Origin of the sequence: Hespellia stercorisuis DSM 15480 (assembly GCF_900142165.1) — a bacterium.
GTDB lineage: Bacteria > Bacillota > Clostridia > Lachnospirales > Lachnospiraceae > Hespellia > Hespellia stercorisuis.
On the sequence record NZ_FQZY01000005.1, the window covers coordinates 73,208 to 93,171 of the forward strand.

The window sequence follows — 19,964 nt, forward strand, 5'->3', positions numbered from 1 at the left end:
GTGAAGCTGTTCTCCTACTCTTTTATGATATCTGACAAATTGGAAATAATAGCCGCAGCCACCTCCGGTTTGTTCATGGAATATACGTGAATGTTCTTGATACCGTTGGCGATCAGATCAATGATCTGGTCTGTGGCATAAGCAATTCCGGCCTGCCTCATAGCTGCCGGATTCTCTCCGAATGTATCAATTATCGCACGGAATCTCGCCGGAAGAATGGTTCCCGACATCTGCACGATTCGTGCCATCTGGTTTCCGTTGGTCACCGGCATGATTCCCGGAATCACAGGTACTGTAATCCCTTTTTCTCGGATACGGTAAAGGAAATTATAGTGAATGTTATTATCAAAAAACATCTGCGTTGTCAAAAAGTCTACTCCACAGTCCACTTTATGCTTCAAATGAAGAATGTCTTCCTCCTTATGCTCTGCCTCTACATGTCCTTCCGGATAGCAGGCTGCACCAATACAGAAATCTCCGCTTTTTTTGACTTCCTCCACCAATTCCGACGCATAATGGAACCGATCCTCGCTGGGAAACGCCATTTCCTCCACGATATCTCCCCGCAGTGCCAGAACATTCTCAATTCCAGCATCTCGAAGCTGGCCGATTACCTTGCGCACCTCTTCCTTTGTGGAAGAAGCACAGGTCAGGTGTGCCAGCGCCTCCACATTACATTCTTCCTTGATCTGGGATGCAATCTTCACAGTGTTCTTGCTTGTCCCGCCGCCAGCGCCGTAAGTGACGCTCATATAAGATGGATGCAGGCCCGCAATCTTTTTTGCCGCCCCCATGACCTTATCAAAATCTTCGCTCTTCTTCGGTGGAAATACTTCAAATGAAATGTGGACTTTTCCATCGTTTAACTTTTCAATAATCTTCATATGTTTCTTACTGCTCCTATACTTCCTGTACTTCTTATGTCTTTATCTTTTGCTATATTCTTATGCAGAGTCAAAGCGGATATTCATAGTCCGCTTTGTTTCCTGATATGGTTACCCAATCAGCCCTTTATATAATTCTTCGTATTGTTTTGCGGAATTTCCCCATGAGAAGTCCTGATTCATGGCTCTCTCCACAATCTTGTTCCAATCCCGTTTCTTGTCATAATATATGTGTTCTGCGTAACGGATCGTAGTCAGCATCTCATGTGCATTATAATTCTTAAAGCTGAATCCCGTGCCGGTCTTCTCAAACTCGTTGTACGATTCCACGGTATCCTTCAGCCCACCGGTTTCACGCACGATAGGCAGTGTTCCGTAGCGAAGGCTCATGAGCTGGCTCAGACCGCATGGTTCAAACAGTGACGGCATGAGGAATGCATCACTTGATGCATAGATCTTATGGGACATCGGCTCTGAATAGTAGATATTGGCAGAGACTTTCCCTGCGTATTTCCACGCAAAGTGACGGAACATGTTCTCATACTGCTCTGTTCCTGTTCCAAGTGCAACGATCTGGATTGCATCCTGACACAATTCATCCATTACATACGCAATCAGGTCAAATCCCTTCTGATCTGTCAGTCTGGATACGATACCGATCATCATCGCCTTCGGATCCTCGGCAAGACCAAGTTCTTTCTGCAGTGCGAGTTTGTTCTTTACTTTGTTTCTTCTGAAATCATCCACTGTAAAGTTCTTAAAGATCCTGTCATCTGAGGCTGGATTATAATCTTCGTAATCCAGTCCATTGACGATTCCGACCAGATCATTGGATCTGGCATACATCAGTCCCTCCAGTTTCTCACCGTAGAAGGAAGTCTTGATCTCCTCCGCGTAGGAGTGACTTACCGTTGTCACCTTGTCCGCATATACGATACCACCCTTGAGCATGTTGGCATCCTTGTATGCCTCCAGCTTATCCGGTACGAAATAGTAATCTGGAAGTCCTGTGATACGCTGCACCTCTTTTGTGTCCCAGCAGCCCTGGAATTTCAGATTATGTATGGTCATGACTGTCTTAATGTCACGATAAAATTCGCCGCCATAGCGGAAATTGTCAAGATAAATCGGAACCAGTCCGGTCTGCCAGTCATGGCAGTGAATCAGATCCGGTCTGAAGTCGATGACCGGAAGGATACTCAGCGCTGCCTTTGAGAAAAACGCAAACTTGGCAATATCCCGATACACCTCTCCATATGGAGTCATACCTCCGAAATAATACTCATTATCAATAAAGTAGAACGTGATCCCGTCCAGTACATACTTCATAATTCCAACATACTGGCTTTCCCCGGCAATGTCCATGTAGAAGTGATCCACATATTCCATCTGATTTTTCCACTCATCTTTTATACATGTATATTTGGGTATAATTACCCGAACATCATAACTCTCATGGTCGAAATATTTCGGCAGGGAGCCAACTACATCGGCCAGGCCGCCAGTTTTAATAAATGGTACTGATTCCGAAGCTACAAACAATATTTTTTTCATAATTCACCCTCCATGATTTTTCAAACCTTTTATCTATTATAGCGTATTTTTCTTTCTTTGAAAAGAATTATCTGTGTTTATATTCCAATTGAATTGTATCGGCAATCAGAGCAATAAACTCCGAATTTGTCGGCTTTCCTTTTCCGGTACTCACCGTATATCCGAACAGTTCATCCAGTGTGTCCAGCTTGCCTCTGCTCCATGCTACCTCGATTGCATGACGGATTGCCCGCTCTACACGACTGGAGGTCGTCTGATGTTTTTTCGCCACCGTCGGATACAGTACCTTCGTGATGGCATTCAGAACATCCATGTCATCCACCGCCATCATAATGGCATCCCGCAGATAATGATATCCTTTTATGTGTGCCGGTATCCCGATTTCGTGCAGCATATTGGTCACACGATTCTCGAGATCTTCTTCTCTGATATGTGTCTTACCCGGAAAACTTTCCTTTTTTCTAATATGAGAGTGGAACATTTTATCTACACTCTTAATGCGATTTAGTACCATTTCATTGTTGAATGGCTTCATGATATAGTAATCTGCACCTTGATTGAAGGCATCTTCTGTAATACTTTCCTGCCCTACTGCTGTAACCACGATAAAGCTTGGATGTTTGGTCATCGTTGTATCTTTGTTTACCTGTTCCATAACCGTCAGCCCGTCCATCTTTGGCATGATAAGATCCAAAAGAACGACATCCGGCTCCTTGTTTTTGATAATCTGATACACGTCTTCCCCATTCTTCGCTTTTCCAACGACGTTAAGATCCTTGTCTGCGCTGATGATTTCGTCAAGCATATCCAATATTCGCTCATTATCATCAGCGATGGCTACATCTAAATGTCCCATAATAACTCTCCTTTTTTCACACCTCGTCAAGGAAACGCCACGTCAACCATTATAGGGACTAAGGTTTGTAAAATGCAAGAATAATTTGTCGCAATAATTCGACATTCTTCACTTATTGTAAGTTTTCTATCATATTTCCAATAAAAATGCCGTATCCTTTTGCCGGATTTCTGACAAATACATGTGTCACTGCTCCAATCAGCCTGTCATTCTGCACGATCGGACTGCCGCTCATCCCCTGCACGATTCCTCCCGTGATGTCCAGAAGCTTCTGATCCGTCACCTCAATCACCAGCCCTTTGTTGACCTCCTTTTCCGTATAATCTATATCAATGATCTGAATTTCATAGGGCTCTACCTCTCCATCTACACTGCAGTAGATCTGTGCCGGTCCGATTTCAATGTCCGACTTTTCCCCCACCTGTACCGGGATCTGCTCTGCGAACAGTTCGTCGATTTTCTCAATCGATCCATAAATTCCCGTTTCCGTATTATCTGTAACGGTCCCCAGTTTATTAAAGTTATTATAGACAATGATTCCCTCCATGTTGCCCGGTATTCCAAACTTTCCTTTCGTGATGGCCCGCACGCTGGTCTGGTAGACGGTTCCATCCTCAATCTGCAGGAGCCCTCCCGTATCGGTATCATGGATTCCATGCCCGAGTGCTCCAAACCGGCTCTTCTCATCCAGAAATGTGATGGTGCCAAGCCCCTGCACATTGTCTCTCACCCAGATTCCAAGCTTGTAATCTCCTGCGACCGATTCCACCGGTTCGATCTCCACCGCCAATTCCTGATCTGCTCTCCGGATTTCAAGTTCTACCTTCTCTGCGCCCAGATCCTTCAGAAGCGTGACGAGTTTCTTTTTACTCTGAACCGGAACGCCGTTGAACGCTGTAATGTAGTCCCCCGGCTGCACAGCCTTCTTCGCAGGGCTGTACTCTTTTCCGTCGTCGGATTTAATCTTGTCCGTATCGATCACCATCACACCGTCCGTTTCCATGTAGATGCCGATCGGCATTCCGCCCAGCAGCACGACATCATCACTGATATGCGTTGTTCCGGCCTCCAGCCGCTCACTGACTTCCCGGTAATACCATCCATAATAACCAAGCGTGACCGCTGTGGTCATCGCTGCAATCAGAATCAGAATCCTCCGATACCATAATTTTCTCATCTTATCACGCCCTTATCCCAGTCTTCTTCCCGAAATATCTGCAATTTAAGACTCGATTTCACCATCTCGCAACTTTCGTTGCTCGATGATGGACATTCGCCCTGTGAAATTCGTGCAAGCACGATTTCACCCGGCTCATTGTCAGCAATTGCTCAGGTATCCCTTCGCAATTCTGTGCTGCTCCACCATCTCGCAACTTCCGTTGCTCGATGATGGACATTCGCCCTGCGAAATTCGTGCAAGCACGATTTCACCCGGCTCATTGTCAGCAATTGCTCAGGTACCCCTTCGCAATTCTGTGCTGCTCCACCATCTCGCAACTTCCGTTGCTCGATGATGGACATTCGCCCTGCGAAATTCGTGCAAGCACGATTTCGCCCGGCTCATTGTCAGCACAAAAAAAGCAGATACTCTAAGATATCTGCTTTTAGTATATGGATTCCTGGTTATTTCACACTGGCATTTTTTTCACGCTTTGCCATTTCTTTCATTTCTTTTGCGCTCTGCAGGATCGTGTCTGTGATCTCTGCACCGCCGAGGATTCTCGCCAGCTCACCTTCGGATTCCGACTGGTTCAGCAGACGGATTCCTGTGGTTGTCTTACCGTTTTCTGCTTTTTTTTCGATTGCAAAATGAGCGTCTGCCATGGCTGCGATCTGTGGGAGATGAGTGATGCAGATCACCTGATGATTTCTGCCGATGATGCGCATCTGCCCCGCGACCTTTCCGGCTGTGATACCGCTGATTCCGGTGTCAATCTCGTCAAAGATCAGCGTCGGGGTATCCTCTCTGTCCGCCAGCACAGTCTTAACTGCCAGCATGATTCGCGACAGCTCGCCGCCGGAAGCTACATTATACAATGCTTTCATCTCTTCCCCCGGGTTGGTGGAAACGATAAACTGCGCATCGTCTCTTCCATTTTCCGTATAATCCTTCATTTGTTCGAACTGCATATCGAATTGTACTTCAAGAAAATTTAATTCAATTAAGGCCTGTTTGATTTCCTGTGTAAGAGAAACAGCCGCTTTCTTTCTGGCCCTGCTCAATTTGTCGGAATCTGTCGAAAGCTTCTGTTCCGCACTCTCCAGCGCTGAGGACAGTCCTGCCAGATATGCGTCGTAATCCTGAAGCTCGGACAGTCTCTTTTCCTGCTTTTCACAGTATGCTGAGATTTCTTCCACGTCATTTCCGTATTTTGATTTCAGATGATTCACCAGATTCAGACGCTCCTCCACTTCATGGAACTCTTCTTCTGAGAACTCAAAAGTTTTGGCGTACTCCATCAGTTCCCGGTTAAAATCATTCAGAAGGCTGTCCACATCCACAAGCTGTCCGTAGAGTTCCTCCGCTTTCTCCTCCGTCCCGGATATCTCCTGCATCGTCCGGATTGCCCGGCTCAGGGCGTCACTTACCCCCTCCGCCTCGCCTGTGTAGCGGTAAGTCTCGGCAATGGCCTCACTGAGCTTCTTTCCGCCGGTCATCCTGCGGTACTGTTCCTCCAGCTCCTGGTCTTCTCCCGGCCGCAGTCCCGCATCAGTAATCTCATCGACCTCGAACGCGAGAAGTGCCACCTCACGTTTTCGCTCCGCCTCATCCATCGACGCGTCCTCCAGCTCTCTCCTGCAGGCACGGTAATGCCGATATTCCTCCGCCAGCTTTTTCTTCAGCGAATCCACGGAATCTCTTGCATAGGCGTCAAGAATTGCCAGATGATTTTTTTTGTGAAGCAGGGATTCATGATCGTGCTGGCCATGAATATCGATCAGAATGCTGGCCACATCCCTCAGCACGCTCATATTGACGGTCTCGCCATTGATCTTGCTCACGCTGCGTCCATCCATCAGCTTTCTGCTGAGAAGAATCTGCCCCTCCTCCAAAAAGATATCCATCTCCTTCAGCTGTCGGATGATGGCCGGATTCTCCGGTTCAAATACCAGCTCCACCAGGCCGAAATCCGAGCCCTTTCTCAGCATATCTCTTGTGTACCTCCCGCCCAGTGCCAGATGTACCGAACCGAGAATAATGGACTTTCCTGCTCCGGTCTCACCTGTCAGGATATTCAGCCCCGGCTGAAAATTCACCTCGACCTCATCAATCAGAGCCAGGTTTTTCACATGTAGATTTCTTAACATATCGTTCTCCCATTCAAGTCTTTCAAATAAAACAAACTTTCTTCCTGCCGTCCCTGCATCATTCCGGTGCCGTGCGGCTTTTACATGATCTGCCGCTGAATCCTACACAATCTTGCGGATCTTGTTCATCACATTCACCGTATCGTCCACGCTCCGGATTGCACACATGATCGTATCGTCGCCCGCGATACACCCCACAACCTCGCTCCACTTCATCGCATCGATTGCCGCCGCAACTGCCATCGCCATGCCGGAAACCGTTTTGATCACAAGAATATTCTGTGCCATATCCATGGATACATACCCATCCTTCAGCACTCTCATATATTTCTCATTGATGCTGCTCTCCTCATTCTGGAGCACTACATATTTCTGACGACCGCCGTCTACGGACACCTTCGTCAGCTTCAGCACACGGATATCTCTGGAAACTGTCGCCTGCGTCACTTTGAAGCCCGCATCGTTGAGGCGCTGCGCCAATTCTTCCTGCGTCTCGATATTATACTGATTGATCAGCTCGATAATTTTTGCATGTCGATTGTCTTTCATCGTTTAGTTTCCTTTCATCTTTCTCCGCATGGTTTTCAAGAAGCTTTCCCCATTCAGCTTTACAAGCTTTGTGACTTCAGCTGCTTTTTGGATCGTTACCCGATCCCCCGTCTGCAGGGCAATCATATCCGTCCCATCAAAAGAAACCGCAGCATCCTCAATCTTACCATAGCGGCCTTCCGCAATCTGGATCTCGATCGTATCCTCCGCAGACAGCACCACACTTCCGGTATTCAATGCATGTGCACAGATTGGTGTGATCACGACCAGAGACGCCGTCGGCTCTACCACCGGTCCGCCGGCTGACAGGTTATAGCCTGTAGATCCGGTCGGGGTAGATACGATTACGCCATCCGCCTGATAGCTGTCCAGAAGATCTCCGTTCACATAAATGTCAAACTGTAAGATCCTTAGTCCGCCCCTTCTCGACACGACCACATCGTTGAGTGCGATCTCCTCGCGTTCCTGATTGATAAACGCCTGCAGCATCATTCGCTTTTCCGTCACCGGATCGGTGGAAAAAAGACTCTCAATCTGCTTTTTCGCGTCCTGAACTTCAACCTCTGTCAGATATCCAAGGGTTCCCATATTAATTCCGAGCAGCGGGTAATCTACATAGCGGAGTTCTCTCGCCGCCTGGATCATGGTTCCGTCCCCGCCCAGAATGATCGCACAGTCCATATTATCCGGAACGGTTCCTTTTACAATATGTCCATTTTCTTCTTTTTCCCCAATGATGCACGTCTTTCCCGCCGACTCGATAAAAGCTTTGATATCATTCGTCACTTTATAATCCACGTCTTTCATCGTGTTTGTGATGACATAAAATTTATCCATGATGTTCCCCTTTATTTTGCAAGTTTCTCAAATGCCTGATCGACGACGCTGTCTAAATCCACCTGTATCTCTGGAAGACCATTCTCAATTCCGGCTTTTTTCAGATGCACAAGATACTCGATGTTTCCCTCCGGTCCTTTGATTGGAGAGAATGCGATATTGAGCACCGCAAAGCCTATGCTCTGTGCATAGGATGTCACTTTTTCTATCACTTCATGATGGGTGCTTCGCTCACGCACCACACCCTTTTTTCCGACCTTTTCTCTGCCTGCCTCAAACTGCGGTTTGATGAGCGCCACGATCTCGCCATCATCTACCAGGTAATTGCGGATTGGGATCAGCACCTTGGTCAGGGAAATAAAGGAGACATCAATGGAAGAAAAATCTATGGGCTCCCCGATATCCTCCGGTGTCACGTAACGTATGTTCGTTTTTTCCATACACACGACACGCTCATCCTGACGAAGTTTCCAGTCCAGCTGCCCTCTTCCCACATCGATTGCAAACACTTTTCTGGCACCATTTTGCAGCATACAGTCCGTGAAGCCTCCTGTCGACGATCCCACATCCGTACAGACTTTGTCCTGAACTGAAACGTCAAATTCTGCGATTGCCTTTTCCAGTTTCAGACCACCGCGGCTCACATACGGAAGTGTATGCCCGCGAACCTCAATCTGCGCCTCCACCGGAAAATTAGTCCCGGCCTTGTCTTCCTTCTGGCCATCCACATAGACATTGCCCGACATGATGATCGCCTTGGCTTTTTCCCTGGACGCCGCCAGATTTCGTTGTACGAGTAAAATATCTAACCGTTCTTTCATGTTCTCTCCTAATCTATCGCTGCATAGAAATAAATTCTGTAATAATCTGTTTCGTCACGTGCTCTTTATCCAGCCCGACTTCTTTTCTCAGGACTTCGACATTGCCATGCTCCACGTACTCATCCGGGATTCCGAAGCTATGTACCGCGACATCCAGCTTCGCACGGTTCACATACTCCAGAACCTGCTCACCGTATCCGCCGATCAGCACGTTCTCCTCGATGGTGATAAATAGTTTGTGAGTCTTTGCAAGTTCCTCCAGACACCCTGTATCGAGAGGCTTCACAAAACGTGCATTGATCAGACTGCAGCTATAGCCGATCTCTTTCAGTTCATTGCGCACAGACCTGGCCAGCTCTGACATGTGTCCCACGAAGAAGATTGCGATGTCCTCCTCCTCATAAAGAACTTCACTCCTGCCGTAAATAATCTCCGCGCGGAATTTTTCCAGCCCCTCGTAGGCCTCCCCCCGCGGATAGCGCAGTGCAACCGGTCCGTCAAAATCTACCGCAAATCGAAGCATGTCAGCCATCTCCCACCGGTTCTTCGGTGACAGAATCGTCAGATTCGGAACGGTGGACAAAAAGGACAGGTCAAACAATCCCTGATGGGTTTCCCCGTCGCTCCCCACAAGTCCAGCTCTGTCAACCGCAATCACCACCGGAAGGTTCTGAAGACAGACATCGTGTATGGTCTGGTCATACGCGCGCTGTAAAAAGGAAGAGTAGAGGGCCACCACTGGCTTTAATCCACCGGCGGCAAGTCCTGCCGCAAAGGTCAGTGCATGCTCCTCCGCAATTCCCACATCAAAAAATCGCTCTGGGAATTTTCTGGAAAACCGGGTCAGTCCGGTACCGTCCGACATCGCCGCCGTGATGGCCACCACATCGGGATTTTTCTTTCCAATGTCACAGATAACTTTTGAGAAGACATCCGTATAGCTGTCTTTTTCGCTGACCGACTTCGGCTCTCCTGTCTCGATATCAAACGGCCCGATTCCATGGAACCCGGAGGGATTCTGTCTGGCCGGTTCATAGCCCCGTCCCTTCTCCGTGATCACATGCACCAGTACCGCATGCTTTATTCTTTTTGCATCCTGAAACACCCTGTATAATTTCTTCACATCGTGGCCGTCCACCGGCCCGAGATATGTGATTCCCATATCCTCGAAAAACATGCCCGGGACAAACAGCTGCTTAATCCCGCTCTTTGTCTTTTTCATTTGGCGGATAATTTTTTCTCCGCTCCCGGGAATCTTCGCCAGTGTATCCTCCACACCCTTTTTCAATTCGGTGTAAGCATCCGCCGTTCGAAGACCGTTCAGGTAATTCGACATTCCTCCCACGTTCGGAGAGATTGACATGTTGTTGTCGTTCAGGACAATGATGAAATTACTCTTTAATGCAGATGCATTGTTAAGTGCCTCATAAGCCATGCCGCCGGTTAGGGAGCCATCTCCGATGATGGAGATCACCTTATGGTCCTCTCCCTTGATATCCCGCGCCTTGACCAGTCCAAGACCCGCTGAGATTGAGGTGGAACTGTGTCCGGTATCAAAGGCATCACAGGCGCTCTCCTTCCGCTTCGGGAAACCGCTCATTCCACCATATTTGCGCAGATCATCAAACCCGCTCTTTCTCCCTGTCAGAAGCTTGTGGGTGTAAGACTGATGTCCCACATCCCACACCATCTTATCCTTTGGCAGTTCAAAAGCAAGATGAAGCGCCATCGTCAGCTCTACCACCCCAAGGTTTGATGCGAGATGTCCGCCGGTCTCACTGATCTTTTTCACGAGAAATTCCCGGATTTCCTCTGCCAGGACTTCCAGTTCTTCCGGATCCAGATCTTTGATGTCATTTGCTTTTTGAATCTTTTCCAATACCATAAGAAATCCCTCTCTAACTTTTTCTGTGTACTAATTCTGACAGAAGCCATTCCAGATACGGATTGCTTCTATCCAGACTTCTAAGCTCCCCGAGTGCAGCCTCTGAAATCTGTTCCACATCCTTCTTCGCCCCCTCAAGTCCCTTCCATGTCACGTACGTTGTCTTCTCATTTTTCTCATCGCTGTGAACCGGTTTGCCGAGCTCCTCCGCGGTGCTTATGACATCCAGAATGTCATCCTGGATCTGAAATGCCATTCCCACATCGGACGCAATCTTCTCCACACTGGTAATTTCTGCATCCGATGCCCCCGCAAGAATTGCCCCGATCATCATGGAGCTCTCGATCAGCGCTCCTGTCTTCAGCTCGTAGATAAACTCCAATGTCTCACCGGTGATTGCATGTCCGGTCTCTTTCACATCCACCACCTGACCGCCGATCATTCCGAAGATTCCCGCCTTCCGTGCGAGAACTCCGAGCGCACGGCCGATCCGCTGGCTCTGCTCCGGCTCCATCTCAAATGCACCCGCCGCTGTCTCAAACGCATAGTTGAGAAGCGCATCCCCGGCCAGGATCCCCATATCCTCACCGTATACCACATGGGTCGTCTTTCTGCCTCTCCGGTAATCATCATTGTCCATGGCTGGCAGGTCATCGTGCACCAGGGAATACGTATGGATCATCTCCATGGCCGCCATAAACGGCTCGACCAGTCTCCCCTCCCCGCCGAACATAGTATAAGTTTCCTGCATGAGCATGGGCCGCAGACGTTTTCCGCCTGCCATCAGACTGTATTCCATGGCTTCCATAATAAGCTTCTGACATCCCTTTTTCTCCGGCAGATACCGAACCAGAATCTCTTCTATATTAGTTACCTTTTGCTTTCGTTCTTCCTGAAAATCCATCTAAAACTCCTGTTCCTGCCCCTGGGCATCCAACACCATAACCTTCTTCTCCACCGCATCGATTTTTTCATTGCAGCGCCTGAGCATCTCCATCCCCTGATTGTACAGCGTAAAGGAGTCCTCCAGCGTCACGTCCGTACTCTCCATCCGGGCAACCAGCCCGTCCAGCGCAGCGAACATCTCCTCCAGAGATTCTTCGCCCTGCTCTGTCTTTCGATCCTCTGATTTATCTGCCATGGTAATCCTCCTTTCCAGTCTCCACAACCTTCGTCCGGATTCGCCCATCCGTCACATAGATTGTCAGTTCATCCTCTTTTCCGACCTCTTCTATACTCTTTATATTCTTCCGCTCCCGATTCTCCACGTAAGAAAAACCCTGATTCAGCTTATCCAGCGGAGAGAGTCTCCGCATCTGCTCGATGCAGAGTGCAAACTGATGCTTTCTCTGCTCCAGTTTTTCCTGCATCAGACGCCTCAACCGGTCTTCCAATTCTCCCGCCAGCTGTCGTTTTTCGTTCAGCTTCTGCTGTGGATGCAGCATCTTCAGACGCAGAGCAAGCTGCTCGCTCCGGTTTCTCTCACGCCGGAGCTGCTCCAGCACGAGACGCTGCATGCGCTGTCTGTAGCCCCGCATGGAATCCGCCACGCCGAGGTATTCAAAGACTGCCAGTTCTGCCGCAGCCGACGGTGTCGGTGCCCTCAGATCCGCCACGTAATCCGCGATGGTCGTGTCAGTCTCATGGCCGACGGCAGAGATGACCGGTACGCTGCACTCAAAAATTGCCCGCGCGACCTCCTCCTCATTAAATGCCCAGAGATCCTCTATGGAGCCACCGCCGCGGCCCACGATCATGACGTCTACCTGTTTTTTCTCCAGCATGCGGATTCCCCGCACAATACTCTCCTTCGCACCCTCACCCTGCACAAGCGCCGGATACAGAATCAGCTGCACATACGGATTTCTCCGGGTGGACACATTGATAATATCCCGCACTGCCGCGCCGGTCGGCGCCGTGACGATCCCTATGGTTTTCGGAAAAAGCGGGACAGGGCGCTTATATTCCTGCGCAAACATGCCCATCTCTTCCAGTTCTTTTTTAAGTGCCTCAAATTTTTCATGCAATACACCTGCCCCATCCAGAATAATCTGCTTCGCATACAGCTGATACCGCCCGTCCCGCTCATAGGTGCTGATATTGCCCAGAACGATCACCTGCTGTCCCTCTGTCATACGAAAAGAAAGCCCCGCTCTCTGACCCGCAAACATGATGCAGGAAATCGTTCCGGACTCATCCTTTAAAGAAAAATATATATGGCCCGAGGTATGATACTTACAGTTGGATACCTCGCCTTTCACGTAAATACGGCCTAACATATAATCCTGTGTAAACATATTCTTGATGTATGCATTTACCTGTTTAACTGAATACACATTCTGCATCATACTCTCCTATGCGGCCGTTATTCTTTTGCGAACTTCGCCAGCACCCCGTTCACAAAGGAAGGCCCCTCGTCACTGGAATACTTCTTCGCCAGTTCCACGGCCTCGTTGATCGCCACTCCCGCCGGCACGTCATCATCCCACCGGATCTCGTAGAGCGCCAGCCGCATAATCGTCAGATCCACCTTGTTCATACGGGATGTCTTCCAACCTGTGGTCTCCTCGTTGAGCAGTCCATCGATCTCCTCCAGGCGTTCCACAATGTGGCCGACCTTCGTCTTCATATAGCTGTAATCACTCTCTTTGATATCATCCAGAGTATCCAGGTACAGTCCCAGCTGATCCTCCATCTCCTCCCCCGTATAAAATTCTATTCCGAAGAGCATCTGAAAAATGTGCTCTCTCAATTCTGATCTGGTCATCGCATTTCCTTTCCCGGGTGCCGCTGTCCTCTTGGCCGGAACCCATTATCTATCCAATTTCGTACTTTTCATTATACTACACCCACACAAGTCTTGGCAATCAAAATATGCTTTCCAGAAATTGTGTAAAAGTATGCCGCAGACTCTGAAACAGACCGTATGCGGACGCGTCCTCTCCACCCCGCTGCCTGTTTATGGTCGGTAAAGCAACAGGGGACGTATCCCGTTTGCATGTATTTTGCAAATGGGATACGTCCCCCAAAATCGCTTTTCTTCTCTCCGGTCAGCCGTCCTACTGGTCTTCTTCCATATCCACACCGGCCACTTTGATGTTGACATCCGCCACATCCAGTCCCGTCATGTTCTCAATGGCTGCCTTCACTTTCTCCTGCACCTTGGAAGTGATATCCATGATGCTGTAATTGTACTTCAGATTCAGGGCAAGATTGACTGTGACCACGCCTTCCAGCACGTCCACCTTCACACCCTTCGACAGCTTCTTCATTCCCAGACGGCTGATCAGCTCATTGCTGATATTGCCCGCCATGGATGCGACGCCTTCCACCTCAGTTGCCGCAAGACCCGCAATGATTGCCACTACTTCGTCCGCGATCTGTACTTCTCCCATGTTTGGGTCGTTCTGTATTGTATACGTATTTCTCTCGTCTTTCGCCATTATATAACCTCCTGTACCGTTCTTCTTGGTCTAATCTCTGCGTTTATTATAACAAATATCCCTCTGTTTGCAAAGGGTAAAGTTTAGGAACGGCCAAATTCTGACAGCTCCAGTCCCTCGTTTCGGTCCAGTGTCATTTTGATGCTCCAGCTGTTCACGAACAGCAGCAGCGGCCGCTCTTTCAAATCCTTGATTTTCTTCATATCTGATGTGCCGATCAGCTTATCCAGATCCACATCCTCATTCTCGATCCAGCGGATATGCTCATATGGAAGAGAATCCAGACGGATCTCCACATTGTATTCATTCTCCAGACGGTACTTGAGCACATCAAACTGCAGTACACCGACCACGCCGACAATGATTTCCTCCATACCGGTGTTGTACTCCTGGAAAATCTGGATGGCACCCTCCTGCGCAATCTGGTTGACCCCCTTCATGAACTGCTTTCTCTTCATGGTGTCCACCTGACGCACACGTGCAAAATGCTCCGGCGCAAAAGTCGGAATCCCCTCGTATGCAAACCGTTCTTTTGAGGTTGTAAGTGTATCTCCAATGGCGAAGATGCCTGGATCAAACACACCGATGATATCCCCGCCGTATGCCTCGTCGATGATTTTACGCTCGCTGGCCATCATCTGCTGTGGCTGGGACAGGCGCACTTCTTTGCCGCCCTGCACGTGATATACGTTCATTCCCGCCTTGAACTCTCCGGAACAGATCCGCATAAATGCGATGCGGTCCCTGTGTGCCTTATTCATGTTCGCCTGGATTTTAAAGACAAAGGCCGAAAAATCAGGCTCTGACATAGGGTCAATCTCTCCTTTGTCCGAGTTGCGCGGCAGCGGAGATGTCGTCATTTTCAGAAAATGCTGCAGAAATGTCTCCACACCGAAATTTGTCAGTGCCGATCCGAAAAACACCGGCGAGAGCTCCCCCCGGTCGACCATTTCCTGATCAAACTCTGCGCCTGCGCCATCCTGCAGTTCAATTTCTTCCTCCAGTGCGCTCTTGCGCTCTGTTCCGATGAGCCAGTCAATCTCCGGATTGTGGACATCAACCTTCTTCACCTCTCCCTGTGTCGTTCCCTTGTGGGTATCCGAGAAAAGCTCGACCTCCTGCTTCTGTCTGTCGTAGACTCCACGAAAGTCCTTCCCGGAACCGATGGGCCAGTTGATCGGACAGGTTGCGATTCCCAGTTCCTTCTCGATGTCGTCCAGCAATTCAAAGGTATCCCGCGCCTCACGGTCCATCTTGTTGATAAACGTGAAAATCGGTATGTGGCGCATAACACATACCTTAAACAGTTTTCTGGTCTGTGCCTCCACACCTTTGGACGCATCGATCACCATCACAGCCGAATCCGCCGCCATCAGAGTTCTGTAAGTATCTTCCGAGAAGTCCTGATGTCCCGGTGTATCCAGAATATTGATACATTTGTCATCATAATTAAACTGCAGCACGGACGAGGTGACGGAGATTCCTCTCTCTTTTTCGATTTCCATCCAGTCTGACACCGCATGCTTTGCCGTCGCTTTTCCCTTCACGGAGCCGGCCTGGTTGATTGCCCCTCCATAGAGAAGGAACTTTTCTGTCAGCGTCGTCTTGCCGGCATCCGGGTGCGAGATGATTGCAAATGTTCTTCTTTTTTTAATTTCTTCGGTTATATTTGACATAATTTACGATTCTCCTAACAAAATAGTGGCTCTTCAGCCTTTCTTACATACTTTGTTAGTGTAACACATCTTCTATGAGAACTGCAATGTTTTTCATTTATTTGTAATCGGCGTGATCACAATATTTTCCGGTGCAATCGTCGTCTTTCTCGTCACCACGTCCTCAATCTGTGCGCGGTTAGCGTCCGTGAGTTCCGATGCCTCCACCACCACATCTGCGGACTCCTCTGTGAGATTCACCACTGTGTCCGCAAATCCCTTGGATGAAAGCAGGGTCTCAATTGCCATTTCCTGCTCGGACAGCTCCGTCAGCTTCACCATCTGTGCGATGGCATCCGTCTTCTGGTCCTCGCTGATATCCGTGTTGTCAATGATCCCCTGCAGTGTCTCTTTGTTCTGCGCACGGACCTGCTCTCTGGACACCTTTGCCTGTGCCACCGTCGCGGCAGCCGCGCCATTGGTCAGGACTGCCTCCCCCGGCGTTCCGTCCTGTCCCTCCGCCTCGGAGTCGTTGCTCTCAATGTCATCCGTCGTCGCCTGCAGATCCTCCTCCGAGATATCCAGCAGTTCCTGATTGGCAAGTTTTGTGTCGTTCGCTTTCTCCTGTGTATTTTTCGTCGTGTTGGGGAACAGTCTGCCGGAATAGTTCAGATAGCCGGCTGCAATGATCAGGACCGCCAGTGTTGTGATGATGATCTGGTTCTTTTTAAAAATTCGCTTCATATCCTTCTCTCCTTTTTGATACTTCTAAGAATCATCTCGCTTCATTACCTTAATCTTATGCGGTTCCACACCGAATAATGCTTCCAGCGCCTCCGTAATATTCTGGACAACCACTGCATTGCCGCCCCCGTCTGCCACCACGATCACGCCCTTGATCTGGGGAGTCATCTCCTTTTTTACATAGGGGGTCTGCGTCCCTCCATCGCTCTGGCTGTACACGGTCGTCTTCTGGGACGTGTCCTGTCCGCTTGTGATATCCTTTTCCACGATTTTTTCTGTGGAGGACTTCAGTGTAAGCACCACCTCCACCGTTCCCACGCCCTCCACCTCCTGGAGAACTTCCTCCACCCGGTTTTCCATCTCATTTTCGTAATCCTTATAGTTCCAGTCCTGCCCGGAGTCTGCCGATGATTTTGTTTCCTGCACTTCGGCCGGTTCTGTCGTATTCACTGTGCTCCCCGTTTTCGAGGTTGGCAGGGCGATGACAAGCAGCAGCACACCAATCAGAAACAGCAGCACCAGACGGTTTTTCTGCGGTAGTTTCAAAAGATTACTGATATCCCATTCTTTTTTGATATTCATCTGGCAAAAACTCCTCCCAGTCTGTCTCACTCCACCCCTCACTCAGTTCCTTTATCTGTGCATTCTCCTGCCTGTAGCGGATACTCTGATAGATTTCGGTGAAATTCTCCTCCATTCCCAGGATTTTAAACACCGGTGTGACGAGAAGCAGAATCAGGAGAAGACCCGTAAAATAGCGGAAATATTTGCGGTATTCCTGGGACGGAACCGCCTGCATCACCGCCATCATAAGAATCATATAATATGCGATATTTTTTATCCAGTCGTTGATGTACTGCCACATGGGCTGCCTCCTGTTCTTTTTGTCTCTTCTTTTTGCCTTCTGTCTGCCCTGCTTTTAAATTATCCATTTCCGGTCGTCGCCGCCACCACAGCCAGGGTCACCAGAAACAGTACTCCCGTGGTGTAGATTGTCCGCAGCAGCAGTTCGTGTCCTCTGCTCACGCTGTCAATGCATCCTACAATTCGTTTGTCTGACACCGGCTCCACCAATGCGGCCGCCAGCTTATACATCAGGACGAGCACTCCCATCTGGAGCAGAGGATACACACAGGCAAGGCATACCAGAATCGCTGCTCCGAGTCCGATTCCATTCTTGATCAGGACTGCCGTTCCAAAAAAAACATCCGCCACCGATCCCAGCGCATCACCGACCACTGGAATTGCCCCCGCACCACCCGACAATGTACTCCGTTTCACGCGGTCGATGGCCGGTCCAATCAGTCCCTGCACCACATTCAACCCCAGCACCAGCCCCAGAAGAATCCGGTGCATCCAGATAATTCCTTTTTCCACCAGTTCCCCCAGCTGGGTCAGATATTCCTCCGCTGACAGATGGTTCAGGATCTGGATCATCATGTACATCTGAACCGCCGGGAGCAGAAAATTCAGAATCACCAGATTTACAAGATAGATTACAAACAGCACCATATTATAGAATGCGATGGAGGTGCTGCTCCCCACCGAGACCGTGACTGCGAGAAAATATGCCGGGCACAGCACCTGCATCAGACCCAGAACTTCCTTTACGGATTCTTCCACCCCGTCGATGGAAACCCTGAAGGAGTTCAAACAGAGTGTCAGAAGCAGCAGATACAACACGAAAAAGGCAGTTTCTGAAATCTGTCTGTTCTGGAATGCATCGGAGAAATTGGTAAACAGCGCCGCCAGAACTGCGATCAGAAGTATCCGGATAAAATTGGATTTGTTGTATCGAAATTCATAGGAGAGTTTGTCCTCGATCCACTGCAGCAGTTTCTCCCCGAGTCCATCCGTCTCCTGGCTGACCAGTTGTTCCACAAGTGCTCCGAAGGTCAGTTTTTCCTCCGGCAGCATCCGGTTCAGGTAGGCATCGATCTCGGAAAAATCGTACTCCTCCAGCAGATGGTTTTCTATTTTTTCCTGCATTTCCTGCGTGGAATCTTGTGTTGCTGTTCCCTGTGTGGCAGAATCCTGTGCTGTTGTTCCCTGTGTGGCAGAATCCGGTACTGTTGTTCCCTGTGTGGCAGAATCCGGTACTGTTGTTTCCTGTACTGTCATTCCCTGTGCTGCAGCACGCGGTCCGCTTATCCCCGAATTTTCGCTGTCCGCAGCCTGCGTATGGCACACAAAAGAACTGCAGCCCCAAAAAAGGATTACCGCCAGCACAGCCAGCACATTTCCCTGGAATCTCCTCATGCCAGAAATACCTGTATGGTCTCGATCAACGCCAAGAGCACCGGCAGGCTGATCGCAAAAATCGTAAGCTTCCCGACGATCTCGATCTGCGTTCCGACAGCCGCCATCCCGCCATCCCTGCAGATTCCGGCTGTAAATTCCGTAATGTAGGTCACGCCGATCATTTTCAAAATCAGTGCGAAGTAGCCGGTATCCATGTCGATGTACGACTGGATCGTCTGGATTGTCTCCGTGAATGTCTTTAGACTGGATAAAATATAGTAAAAGATCAGCACGCTGACCGCGATTTTTATGTAGGTACCATACTCTGCTCTTCCCTGCCCGAGATGAACCGCAAGCAGCGTTCCCACCACACCCAGTACACCGATCTGAACAATCCCCATGCTCCCACTTCCTTTCCGGCAGCGTTTTCTCAGAGTTTTCTCAAATCTGAAACAACTGCCGCATTGATTGAAACAGCTCGTATATATACGGAAGGATCCAGCCCAGCACCAGCAAAAGTCCTGCAAGACTTGCGAGAAACGCCTGTTCCTCCCTGCCGCTGTGCTTCAATACCTGATTCAGAATAGAAACCAGAATCCCCACTGCAGCAATTTTAAATATCAGATTGACGGACATGTCTCACCTCCCGATTGTAATAGCTTCAGAGCAGCAGAATACTGACAAACAATCCGGACATGATTCCGATACAGTTCCACAATCGCTTTTTTCCCTCAAGCTCCGCTCTTTCTTTTTCGATTTCCCATTCCAGCTTCTGCAGATATATCTCAATACACTGGATGCCGCTCTCAATATCATGCTGGCCCAGGAAATGTCCTGTTTCCTTCAGTTGTACTTTATGCTCCTCTTTCAGTTCCAGTGTCTCGAGTTCCCGATCCACGGCGTCGCACCAGACTCCATAAAAGCTGTTCGACTCATTTTTCATAAGCTCCTCTCGCACGCTTTCCAGCCATCCGCTGTAGGGCTGCTCCAGCTGTCCGCCCAAATGTTCCAGGATGTGTGGCAGCGGCGCTTTGGTGTAAGCCATCTCTCCTTTGAACAGATACATAATCTGCCGCAGCTCCTGCAGGGTGTTCACATAACGCTGCAGACTCCGGGCTTTTAAGCATCCACCTGCAGCACTCGATGTGATGACCAACACACAGCCTGCGACCTTCAGGGCAATCAT

Annotated in this window: 22 protein-coding genes; all 22 read right to left on the reverse strand. The window is 49.2% G+C overall.

Going from position 1 to position 19,964, the window contains the following annotated elements; all coding sequences use genetic code 11:
• Nucleotides 1–14 precede the first annotated feature (14 nt).
• The gene (gene metF / locus BUB85_RS00360) at nucleotides 15–884 is read right to left on the reverse strand and encodes a methylenetetrahydrofolate reductase [NAD(P)H] (protein WP_073103608.1); all 870 of its coding nucleotides are present in this window, start codon (nucleotides 882–884) and stop codon (nucleotides 15–17) included.
• Between the two features lie 111 nt (nucleotides 885–995).
• On the reverse strand, nucleotides 996–2,438 hold the full coding sequence (glgA, locus tag BUB85_RS00365; protein ID WP_073103610.1) for a glycogen synthase GlgA: 1,443 nt from the start codon (nucleotides 2,436–2,438) through the stop codon (nucleotides 996–998).
• 67 nt (nucleotides 2,439–2,505) lie between these two features.
• Nucleotides 2,506–3,294, reverse strand: a complete 789-nt coding sequence (spo0A, locus tag BUB85_RS00370; RefSeq protein WP_073103612.1) for a sporulation transcription factor Spo0A — start codon at nucleotides 3,292–3,294, stop codon at nucleotides 2,506–2,508.
• 112 nt (nucleotides 3,295–3,406) lie between these two features.
• On the reverse strand, nucleotides 3,407–4,471 hold the full coding sequence (spoIVB, locus tag BUB85_RS00375; protein ID WP_073103615.1) for a SpoIVB peptidase: 1,065 nt from the start codon (nucleotides 4,469–4,471) through the stop codon (nucleotides 3,407–3,409).
• A 446-nt stretch (nucleotides 4,472–4,917) separates the two neighbouring features.
• Nucleotides 4,918–6,603: a DNA repair protein RecN gene (recN, locus tag BUB85_RS00380; protein ID WP_073103617.1), complete on the reverse strand. Its 1,686-nt coding sequence runs from the start codon at nucleotides 6,601–6,603 to the stop codon at nucleotides 4,918–4,920.
• 102 nt (nucleotides 6,604–6,705) lie between these two features.
• Complete coding sequence (argR, locus tag BUB85_RS00385) at nucleotides 6,706–7,152, reverse strand: arginine repressor (protein ID WP_073103620.1); 447 nt, start codon at nucleotides 7,150–7,152, stop codon at nucleotides 6,706–6,708.
• 3 nt (nucleotides 7,153–7,155) lie between these two features.
• On the reverse strand, nucleotides 7,156–7,989 hold the full coding sequence (locus BUB85_RS00390) for an NAD(+)/NADH kinase (RefSeq protein ID WP_073103622.1): 834 nt from the start codon (nucleotides 7,987–7,989) through the stop codon (nucleotides 7,156–7,158).
• 11 nt (nucleotides 7,990–8,000) lie between these two features.
• Nucleotides 8,001–8,810, reverse strand: a complete 810-nt coding sequence (locus BUB85_RS00395) for a TlyA family RNA methyltransferase (RefSeq protein WP_073103625.1) — start codon at nucleotides 8,808–8,810, stop codon at nucleotides 8,001–8,003.
• 13 nt (nucleotides 8,811–8,823) lie between these two features.
• Complete coding sequence (gene dxs / locus BUB85_RS00400; protein ID WP_073103627.1) at nucleotides 8,824–10,695, reverse strand: 1-deoxy-D-xylulose-5-phosphate synthase; 1,872 nt, start codon at nucleotides 10,693–10,695, stop codon at nucleotides 8,824–8,826.
• Between the two features lie 13 nt (nucleotides 10,696–10,708).
• Nucleotides 10,709–11,599, reverse strand: a complete 891-nt coding sequence (locus BUB85_RS00405; protein ID WP_073103629.1) for a polyprenyl synthetase family protein — start codon at nucleotides 11,597–11,599, stop codon at nucleotides 10,709–10,711.
• A complete protein-coding gene (gene xseB / locus BUB85_RS00410; RefSeq protein WP_073103631.1) occupies nucleotides 11,600–11,836 on the reverse strand; it encodes an exodeoxyribonuclease VII small subunit in 237 nt (78 codons plus the stop codon).
• Nucleotides 11,826–13,040, reverse strand: coding sequence for an exodeoxyribonuclease VII large subunit (gene xseA / locus BUB85_RS00415; protein ID WP_242945281.1), 1,215 nt, complete (start codon nucleotides 13,038–13,040; stop codon nucleotides 11,826–11,828). The genes xseB and xseA overlap by 11 nt, the downstream gene beginning before the upstream one ends.
• 20 nt (nucleotides 13,041–13,060) lie before the next feature.
• Nucleotides 13,061–13,462, reverse strand: a complete 402-nt coding sequence (gene nusB, locus BUB85_RS00420) for a transcription antitermination factor NusB (protein WP_073103636.1) — start codon at nucleotides 13,460–13,462, stop codon at nucleotides 13,061–13,063.
• 292 nt (nucleotides 13,463–13,754) lie between these two features.
• Nucleotides 13,755–14,138: an Asp23/Gls24 family envelope stress response protein gene (locus BUB85_RS00425; RefSeq protein WP_073103638.1), complete on the reverse strand. Its 384-nt coding sequence runs from the start codon at nucleotides 14,136–14,138 to the stop codon at nucleotides 13,755–13,757.
• An 83-nt stretch (nucleotides 14,139–14,221) separates the two neighbouring features.
• Nucleotides 14,222–15,814 carry a peptide chain release factor 3 gene (locus tag BUB85_RS00430; protein WP_073103640.1) on the reverse strand — a complete coding sequence of 531 codons (1,593 nt, stop codon included), beginning with the start codon at nucleotides 15,812–15,814 and terminating at the stop codon, nucleotides 14,222–14,224.
• Between the two features lie 93 nt (nucleotides 15,815–15,907).
• Nucleotides 15,908–16,537 carry a SpoIIIAH-like family protein gene (locus BUB85_RS00435; protein ID WP_073103643.1) on the reverse strand — a complete coding sequence of 210 codons (630 nt, stop codon included), beginning with the start codon at nucleotides 16,535–16,537 and terminating at the stop codon, nucleotides 15,908–15,910.
• A 24-nt stretch (nucleotides 16,538–16,561) separates the two neighbouring features.
• Nucleotides 16,562–17,119, reverse strand: a complete 558-nt coding sequence (locus BUB85_RS00440; RefSeq protein ID WP_073103646.1) for a hypothetical protein — start codon at nucleotides 17,117–17,119, stop codon at nucleotides 16,562–16,564.
• The gene (locus tag BUB85_RS00445) at nucleotides 17,088–17,402 is read right to left on the reverse strand and encodes a stage III sporulation protein AF (RefSeq protein WP_073103648.1); all 315 of its coding nucleotides are present in this window, start codon (nucleotides 17,400–17,402) and stop codon (nucleotides 17,088–17,090) included. Before BUB85_RS00445 ends, BUB85_RS00440 begins: the two co-directional genes overlap by 32 nt.
• 59 nt (nucleotides 17,403–17,461) lie before the next feature.
• Nucleotides 17,462–18,796, reverse strand: a complete 1,335-nt coding sequence (locus BUB85_RS00450) for a stage III sporulation protein AE (RefSeq protein WP_073103650.1) — start codon at nucleotides 18,794–18,796, stop codon at nucleotides 17,462–17,464.
• Nucleotides 18,793–19,179 carry a SpoIIIAC/SpoIIIAD family protein gene (locus tag BUB85_RS00455; protein WP_073103652.1) on the reverse strand — a complete coding sequence of 129 codons (387 nt, stop codon included), beginning with the start codon at nucleotides 19,177–19,179 and terminating at the stop codon, nucleotides 18,793–18,795. Before BUB85_RS00455 ends, BUB85_RS00450 begins: the two co-directional genes overlap by 4 nt.
• A gap of 40 nt (nucleotides 19,180–19,219) precedes the next feature.
• Nucleotides 19,220–19,414, reverse strand: coding sequence for a stage III sporulation protein AC (gene spoIIIAC, locus BUB85_RS00460; RefSeq protein WP_073103654.1), 195 nt, complete (start codon nucleotides 19,412–19,414; stop codon nucleotides 19,220–19,222).
• A 25-nt stretch (nucleotides 19,415–19,439) separates the two neighbouring features.
• Nucleotides 19,440–19,964: a stage III sporulation protein AB gene (locus tag BUB85_RS00465; RefSeq protein WP_073103656.1), complete on the reverse strand. Its 525-nt coding sequence runs from the start codon at nucleotides 19,962–19,964 to the stop codon at nucleotides 19,440–19,442.

Bases quoted from the DNA above. Each gene is read 5' to 3' on its own strand.
- metF (WP_073103608.1), bottom strand. From the start codon at position 884: ATGAAGATTATTGAAAAGTTAAACGATGGAAAAGTCCACATTTCATTT.
- glgA (WP_073103610.1), bottom strand. From the start codon at position 2,438: ATGAAAAAAATATTGTTTGTAGCTTCGGAATCAGTACCATTTATTAAA.
- spo0A (WP_073103612.1), bottom strand. From the start codon at position 3,294: ATGGGACATTTAGATGTAGCCATCGCTGATGATAATGAGCGAATATTG.
- spoIVB (WP_073103615.1), bottom strand. From the start codon at position 4,471: ATGAGAAAATTATGGTATCGGAGGATTCTGATTCTGATTGCAGCGATG.
- recN (WP_073103617.1), bottom strand. From the start codon at position 6,603: ATGTTAAGAAATCTACATGTGAAAAACCTGGCTCTGATTGATGAGGTC.
- argR (WP_073103620.1), bottom strand. From the start codon at position 7,152: ATGAAAGACAATCGACATGCAAAAATTATCGAGCTGATCAATCAGTAT.
- BUB85_RS00390 (WP_073103622.1), bottom strand. From the start codon at position 7,989: ATGGATAAATTTTATGTCATCACAAACACGATGAAAGACGTGGATTAT.
- BUB85_RS00395 (WP_073103625.1), bottom strand. From the start codon at position 8,810: ATGAAAGAACGGTTAGATATTTTACTCGTACAACGAAATCTGGCGGCG.
- dxs (WP_073103627.1), bottom strand. From the start codon at position 10,695: ATGGTATTGGAAAAGATTCAAAAAGCAAATGACATCAAAGATCTGGAT.
- BUB85_RS00405 (WP_073103629.1), bottom strand. From the start codon at position 11,599: ATGGATTTTCAGGAAGAACGAAAGCAAAAGGTAACTAATATAGAAGAG.
- xseB (WP_073103631.1), bottom strand. From the start codon at position 11,836: ATGGCAGATAAATCAGAGGATCGAAAGACAGAGCAGGGCGAAGAATCT.
- xseA (WP_242945281.1), bottom strand. From the start codon at position 13,040: ATGCAGAATGTGTATTCAGTTAAACAGGTAAATGCATACATCAAGAAT.
- nusB (WP_073103636.1), bottom strand. From the start codon at position 13,462: ATGACCAGATCAGAATTGAGAGAGCACATTTTTCAGATGCTCTTCGGA.
- BUB85_RS00425 (WP_073103638.1), bottom strand. From the start codon at position 14,138: ATGGCGAAAGACGAGAGAAATACGTATACAATACAGAACGACCCAAAC.
- BUB85_RS00430 (WP_073103640.1), bottom strand. From the start codon at position 15,814: ATGTCAAATATAACCGAAGAAATTAAAAAAAGAAGAACATTTGCAATC.
- BUB85_RS00435 (WP_073103643.1), bottom strand. From the start codon at position 16,537: ATGAAGCGAATTTTTAAAAAGAACCAGATCATCATCACAACACTGGCG.
- BUB85_RS00440 (WP_073103646.1), bottom strand. From the start codon at position 17,119: ATGAATATCAAAAAAGAATGGGATATCAGTAATCTTTTGAAACTACCG.
- BUB85_RS00445 (WP_073103648.1), bottom strand. From the start codon at position 17,402: ATGTGGCAGTACATCAACGACTGGATAAAAAATATCGCATATTATATG.
- BUB85_RS00450 (WP_073103650.1), bottom strand. From the start codon at position 18,796: ATGAGGAGATTCCAGGGAAATGTGCTGGCTGTGCTGGCGGTAATCCTT.
- BUB85_RS00455 (WP_073103652.1), bottom strand. From the start codon at position 19,179: ATGGGGATTGTTCAGATCGGTGTACTGGGTGTGGTGGGAACGCTGCTT.
- spoIIIAC (WP_073103654.1), bottom strand. From the start codon at position 19,414: ATGTCCGTCAATCTGATATTTAAAATTGCTGCAGTGGGGATTCTGGTT.
- BUB85_RS00465 (WP_073103656.1), bottom strand. From the start codon at position 19,964: ATGATTGCCCTGAAGGTCGCAGGCTGTGTGTTGGTCATCACATCGAGT.